General features: G+C 65.0%; 5 protein-coding genes. 3 read left to right on the forward strand and 2 right to left on the reverse strand.

Going from position 1 to position 6761, the window contains the following annotated elements:
* Positions 1-18 precede the first annotated feature (18 nt).
* A complete protein-coding gene (locus tag ACGLHT_RS14980) occupies positions 19-861 on the reverse strand; it encodes a helix-turn-helix transcriptional regulator (protein WP_025338658.1) in 843 nt (280 codons plus the stop codon).
* A gap of 281 nt (positions 862-1142) precedes the next feature.
* On the opposite strand from ACGLHT_RS14980, the gene ACGLHT_RS14985 reads away from it, so the two are divergent.
* From ACGLHT_RS14985 to ACGLHT_RS14995, 3 genes are all read left to right on the forward strand, one after another.
* The gene (locus ACGLHT_RS14985; protein ID WP_025338657.1) at positions 1143-2522 is read left to right on the forward strand and encodes an APC family permease; all 1380 of its coding nucleotides are present in this window, start codon (positions 1143-1145) and stop codon (positions 2520-2522) included.
* 262 nt (positions 2523-2784) lie between these two features.
* Positions 2785-4365, forward strand: a complete 1581-nt coding sequence (locus ACGLHT_RS14990) for an aldehyde dehydrogenase (NADP(+)) (RefSeq protein ID WP_274120916.1) — start codon at positions 2785-2787, stop codon at positions 4363-4365.
* A gap of 224 nt (positions 4366-4589) precedes the next feature.
* A complete protein-coding gene (locus ACGLHT_RS14995) occupies positions 4590-5963 on the forward strand; it encodes an 8-oxoguanine deaminase (protein WP_274120915.1) in 1374 nt (457 codons plus the stop codon).
* Between the two features lie 60 nt (positions 5964-6023).
* Here the strand turns inward: ACGLHT_RS14995 and ACGLHT_RS15000 are convergent, their stop codons facing one another.
* A complete protein-coding gene (locus ACGLHT_RS15000) occupies positions 6024-6515 on the reverse strand; it encodes a GNAT family N-acetyltransferase (RefSeq protein ID WP_274120914.1) in 492 nt (163 codons plus the stop codon).
* Positions 6516-6761 lie beyond the last annotated feature (246 nt).

Here is a 6761-nt window from a genome sequence, read left to right on the forward strand (position 1 = left end):
TTGCAGGGTGGCTTGCGCTCAGCGCAGCTTGCCCATGTAGCTTTCCAGCGGGTCCTTGCCCAGCACGCCCTGGGCATTGGCCAGCGCGTCGATGAACAGGGAGAACAGCTCGGACTGGGTACCGATGTCGAGCTTGGCGTAGACGTTCTTGCGGTGTGACTTGATGGTGTCCTCCGACACCCCCAGGCGCTCGGCCAGCGACTTGGTCGAGTGGCCTCGCAGGATCAGCTGGGCGATACGGCACTCACGCTCGGTCAGCAGCGAGCTGCCGAAGTTGTTCAACGCCACGTGGATGCGCTGCTCGAGGATGTTCTCGAAGCGCCCGGTGCGGCTGTCCAGCCCGGCGAAGTGCTTGCCGAGCACCGCCAGTACCCAGGGCGTGATACGCCCGAACAGCGCACGGGTTTGCCCATCGAGCTTGTCGGTGAACGCCAGCGATACCGCCAGGCTCTGCCCGGGCGCGACCTGCAGGATGTAGTTGAGCTCATCCTCCAGGTGCGAGTGCCGGTAGAACGACTGGTAGTACTCGCTGACCTCGAAGTGGTCGGGCGCCACTTCAAACAGGCCGTAGCAACCGGACTCGACCTGCTCCACACAGGCCCCGTAGAACGGGTCGAGCAGATAGAAGCCGGACAGGTAGCGGCTGACATTGCCCTCGGGCTGCCAGGGCGCCTTGTCGTCCTGCTCGAACAGCGCGCAGGGCATGCCGTCGTGCGGGTACAGGTACACCGTGGTCGCCTGGATCGGCCGAATCACGCCAAGCGCAGCAAACAGGGTGGCGGCAAAGCCCGGTCGGCCGATCGCCTCGGTGACCTTGGCCAGGTGCTCGAACCACTGTTGCGAAAGCAATTGATCAGTCACTTTGGGCCTGCCGTCTCAAGTAAAGGCACCGCCGCCAGTGCGGTGCGTCGTTGGCCAGATACTCCCATGGCACTGCAAACACCGAAATCACCCTTTGGGGTGAGCAGGCAAAGCCCCCTGCTGGCTCACCCCAAAGGGTGATTCCGGGTACCAGCGGGGTGTGGGAGCATCAACCCGCCCCAGCGCTGCGAGCCACCCGCTCGACCTCCTTGCACAACACCCACCGGTATCGAGCTCGCTCGCATACCGCGGCGTCCTGCATCCCTTTCCAGGAGTTAGCAATGCATACAACAACAAGTACAGCCCATAGCCCTGCACATAGCCCGTCGCAACCCACCGCCAGCAACGGCCGTTTCCGCAAGTCCATGGGGCTGCCCGCCCTGGTGCTGTTCGGCCTGGCCTACATGGTCCCCCTGGCAGTGTTCACCACCTACGGGCTGGTCACCCAGATGACCAAGGGGCACCTGCCCACCGCCTACCTGCTGACCCTCGCCGCCATGCTGCTGACCGCCTACAGCTACGGCCGCATGGTCCAGGCCCACCCCTACTCCGGCTCGGTCTACACCTACACCCGCAAGGCCTTCGGCAGCCACATCGGCTTCATCGCCGGCTGGACCCTGCTGCTCGACTACATCTTCCTGCCGCTGCTCAGCTACCTGCTGATCGGCATCTACATGTCGGAGTACTTCCCGGCCATCCACGCCTGGGTGTGGGTGGCGGGCTCCATTGCCCTGGTCACCTTCCTCAACCTGATCGGCATCGAGTCGATCACCCGGGTGAACTGGATCCTGGTGGTGGTGCAACTGGTGTTCATCGTCGTGTTCGTCGCCCTGTCCATCCACAACCTCAGCGGGCAGGCGCAGCCAGTGTCGCTGCTGGCGCCGTTCCACCACGAAGGCTTCAGCGTGCCGTTGATCATGACCGGCGCCGCCGTGCTGTGCCTGTCGTTCCTGGGCTTCGATGCGGTCTCGACCATGGCCGAGGAAACCAGCAACCCCACCTACCGCATTCCCGTGGCGATCCTCGCCGTGTCGCTGATCGGCGGCATGTTGTTCCTGGTGGTGTCGTACTGCGCACAGATGGTGTTCCCTGACTGGGGCAGCTTCGCCGACCCGGACTCGGCGTCGGTGGACGTGATGCGCCGGGTCGGCGGCGAACTGCTGGTGACCGCCTTCACCGCCACTTACGTGGCCGGCTGCTTCGCCTCGGCAATGGTGTCCCAGGCCAGCGTGTCGCGGGTGCTGTTCGCCATGGGCCGCGACGGTGCGTTGCCGCGTGCGTTCGGCCAGCTGGTGACGAAAAAGCGCGTACCGGCCACGGCCATCCTGCTGGTCAGCCTGCTGTCGCTGATTGCCTTGGTGATCAGCCTCGACACGGTGGCCAACATGATCAGCTTTGGCGCGCTGTTCGCCTTCTCGGCGGTGAACCTGGCCGTGGTCAAGCACTACCTGATCGACCACAAGCTGCGTGGTGGCCGCAACTACCTGCTGTATGGCGCCATTCCCGGCCTGGGCTTCCTCAGCACGCTGTGGCTGTGGAGCAGCCTGACCAGCCTGTCGTTCACCATCGGTTTGTGCTGGATGGGCATGGGCCTGGTGGTGCTGCTGGGGCTTACCCGGGCGTTCCGGGTGAAGCTGCCGGAGTTGCAGATGGCCGAGTGACCCACGCGCTTTCGAGCATTTGCGCGGTCCCTGTGGGAGCGGGTTTACCCGCGAAGCAGGCGACTCGGTGGATGGCACCGGCTTCGCCGGTGTTCGCGGGTGAACCCGCTCCCACAGTGGGCCGTGCATACGATGGAAACTTTTGGAGAAGGCCGTTGTGATAACGATCTGTTATCACCTGATCCGCATTAATCATTATTCAGCACGCATTTCGCCCCCTACAGTCCCAGCCCAACGACTGTCATTGCCAACGGGAAACGAAATGTCCATCGAACATCGCCTGAACCACATCGCCGGCCAGCTCAGCGGCAACGGTGACGTGCTGCTGAACAGCGTCGACGCCCACACCGGCGAGCCACTGCCATACGCCTTCCACCAGGCGACCAGCGACGAAGTCGAAGCCGCGGTGCAGGCCGCCGAGGCTGCCTACCCGGCCTACCGCAGCACCAGCCCGGCGCAGCGCGCCGCCTTCCTCGACGCCATCGCCAACGAACTGGACGCACTGGGCGATGACTTCGTCCAGCATGTGATGCGCGAAACCGCGCTGCCCGAGGCACGCATCCGCGGTGAGCGCGCCCGCACCAGCAACCAGCTGCGCCTGTTCGCCGATGTGGTGCGCCGTGGCGATTTCCTCGGTGCGCGCATCGACCGTGCGCTGCCCGAGCGCACCCCGCTGCCACGCCCGGACCTGCGCCAGTACCGCATCGGCGTCGGCCCGGTGGCTGTATTCGGTGCCAGCAACTTCCCGCTGGCCTTCTCCACTGCCGGCGGTGATACCGCCTCGGCGCTGGCGGCCGGCTGCCCGGTGGTGTTCAAGGCCCACAGCGGGCACATGCTGACCGCTGCCCACGTGGCCGCGGCCATTGACCGCGCGGTGGCCGGCTGCGGCATGCCTGCAGGCGTGTTCAACATGATCTATGGCGCCGGCGTGGGTGAAGCACTGGTCAAGCACCCGGCCATCCAGGCGGTCGGCTTCACCGGTTCGCTGCGTGGCGGCCGCGCCCTGGGCGACATGGCGGCTGCGCGCCCGCAGCCGATCCCGGTGTTCGCCGAAATGAGCAGCATCAACCCGGTAATTGTCCTGCCCCAGGCCCTGCAGGCCCGTGGCGAGCAGGTAGCCAGCGAACTGGCCGCCTCGGTAGTGCTGGGTTGCGGGCAGTTCTGCACCAACCCGGGCCTGGTGGTGGGCATCAAGTCGCCGCAGTTCGAACGCTTCGTGCACACGCTGGTGGCGCGCATGGCCGACCAGGCGCCGCAGACCATGCTCAACGTTGGCACCCTGCGCAGCTACCAGAACGGTGTGCAGCATCTGCTGGCGCACCCTGGCATCCAGCACCTGGCCGGGCAACCACAAACCGGCACCCAGGCCCAGCCACAGCTGTTCAAGGCGGATGTGAGCCTGCTGCTGGACAGCGACCCGCTGCTGCAGGAAGAAGTGTTCGGCCCGACCACCGTGGTGGTGGAAGTGGCCGATGCCCAGCAACTGGCCGAAGCGCTGCGCCACCTGCAAGGCCAGCTGACTGCCACATTGATTGCCGAACCGGACGACCTGCGTGCCTTTGCCACGCTGGTGCCGCTGCTGGAGCGCAAGGCCGGGCGCCTGCTGCTGAACGGCTACCCGACCGGCGTAGAGGTATCGGACGCGATGGTGCATGGCGGGCCATACCCGGCTACCTCCGATGCCCGAGGCACTTCGGTCGGTACCTTGGCCATCGACCGCTTCCTGCGCCCGGTGTGCTTCCAGAACTACCCGGATGCGCTGCTGCCGGATGCGCTGAAAAGTGCCAACCCGCTGGGGATTGCACGGTTGGTGGATGGGGTCGCCAGCCGTGGCGCGGTTTGATCTGACATTGAGGTAGCCTGTACTGGCCTCTTCGCGGGTAAACCCGCTCCCACAAGTACTACACAGCTCATGAATTCTGTGCAGTACCTGTGGGAGCGGGTTTACCCGCGAAGAGGCCGGCACAGGATTACCAGCCCTGTATACAATCCGCAAAAACCTTGCTTACAATGCCATGCGCCTATGACATCGGTAATCGCCGATGCGTATTGCGACAGGCTTAAGCCATGTCATCTACAAATGCTCCAAGAACGCTACTTGTCAAAAACGCCGAACTTCTGGTCACCATGGACGGCGAACGCCGCGAGATCAGGAACGGCGGAATGTTCATCGAAGGCAACCTGATCCGCCAGGTCGGCCCCAGCGATACCCTGCCACAGCACGCCGACGTGGTGCTGGACATGGCCGGCAGGGTGGTCATCCCTGGCCTGGTCAACACCCACCACCACATGTACCAGAGCCTCACCCGCGTGGTGCCGGCGGCCCAGGACGGCGAGCTGTTCAACTGGTTGACCAACCTCTACCCGATCTGGGCACGCCTGACCCCCGAGATGATCGCGGTGTCGACCCAGACCGCCATGGCCGAACTGATCCTGTCCGGCTGCACCACCTCCAGCGACCACCTGTACATCTACCCCAACGGCTGCAAGCTCGACGACAGCATCCATGCCGCCGACGAGATCGGCATGCGCTTCCACGCCGCGCGCGGCAGCATGAGCGTGGGCCGCAGCCAGGGCGGTCTGCCGCCTGATTCGGTGGTGGAGAAGGAAGCCGACATCCTCAAGGAATCCCAGCGCCTGATCGAGGACTATCACGACGCCAGCCACGGCTCGATGCGCCGCATCGTGGTGGCGCCCTGCTCGCCGTTCTCGGTCAGCCGCGACCTGATGCGCGAAGCAGCCGTGCTGGCGCGCCAGTACGGGGTGTCGTTGCACACCCACCTGGCCGAGAACGTCAACGACATCGCCTACAGCCGCGAGAAGTTCGGCATGACCCCCGCCGAATATGCCGAAGACCTCGGCTGGGTCGGCCACGACGTGTGGCACGCCCACTGCGTGCAACTCGACCAGCATGGCATCGAGCTGTTCGCCCGCACCGGCACGGGTGTCGCCCACTGCCCATGCTCGAACATGCGCCTGGCCTCGGGCATCGCCCCGGTGCGCAAGATGCGCGACCACGGGGTGCCCGTGGGCCTTGGGGTCGACGGTTCGGCATCCAACGACGGCGCCAGCATGATCGGTGAAGTGCGCCAGGCCCTGCTGCTGCAACGGGTGGGCTTCGGCCCCGACGCGATGACTGCACGCGAGGCACTGGAGATTGCTACGCTCGGCGGTGCCAAGGTGCTCAACCGCAACGACATCGGCGCCCTGGCCCCAGGCATGGTGGCCGACTTCGTCGCCTTCGACCTCGGCCACGTGGCCTATGCCGGCGGCCACCACGACCCGTTGGCGGCGCTGGTGTTCTGCACCCCGACCCAGGTGCACACCAGTGTCATCAATGGCCGTGTGGTGGTGAAGGATGGCCAGTTGGCCACGGTCGACCTGCCACGGGTGCTGGAGCGCCACAACCAGTTGGCACGCCAGCTGGTCAGCGGCGAATAAGCAGCCATTCGGGGCCGCCTTGGCGGCCCATCGCCGGCAACGCTGCCGTGTCTTGCTAAATCAGAGGACCATGAGCATCTCATGCCAGGCCATGCCGCCGTGGTCCGATGGTGACGGTTTCACGTACTGATACCCCAGCTTCTGGTACAACGCCACATGCTGCTCCTTGCACATCAGGTGAATGGTCAGCTTGCCCGCAGCTTTCATGCGTGCGATGAATTCATCCATCAACCGCTTGGCGTAGCCTTTGCCCTGGTGTGCCGGGTCCACCACCACCGACATGATCACCACGTTTGGCGCCGCCGGGTCATGCCCGACCAGTTCCTTGAATGCCTCGTCGGACATCACCACTTCGTGGGCACAGCCGCTGTTGATGAAACCAACGATCTCGCCCGCGTTTTCCAGCACCAGGAAGCCCTGCGGATACTGCGCGATGCGGGTGCGGATCTTCTCCAGCGTGGCCGCCTCATCGCCTTCATAGGCACCGATTTCGATGGCGTAGCAGCGCTCGGCGTCGGCGGCTGTGGGGGTGCGAAACTGAGGGGCGCTCATGGCGGGATTCCTTGGTAATGGCTAAAAACAGCCGCCATGGTAAATGAGCGCCGCAGCCACAGGTACAGCTTGTACCCGAAACCTGCGCAGTAACCGAACACATCCACCGCGTCGCCTGCTTCGCGGGCATGCCCGCTCCCACAGGTACGGCGCAGGCTTCGGGATCACACTGTACCTGTGGGAGCGGCCGTGGCCGCGAACACCGGCGCAGCCGGTGCCATCCACCGCGTCGCCTGCTTCGCGGGC

It is taken from the genome of Pseudomonas sp. PsB (assembly GCF_043658375.1).
Classification (GTDB): domain Bacteria; phylum Pseudomonadota; class Gammaproteobacteria; order Pseudomonadales; family Pseudomonadaceae; genus Aquipseudomonas; species Aquipseudomonas putida_Z.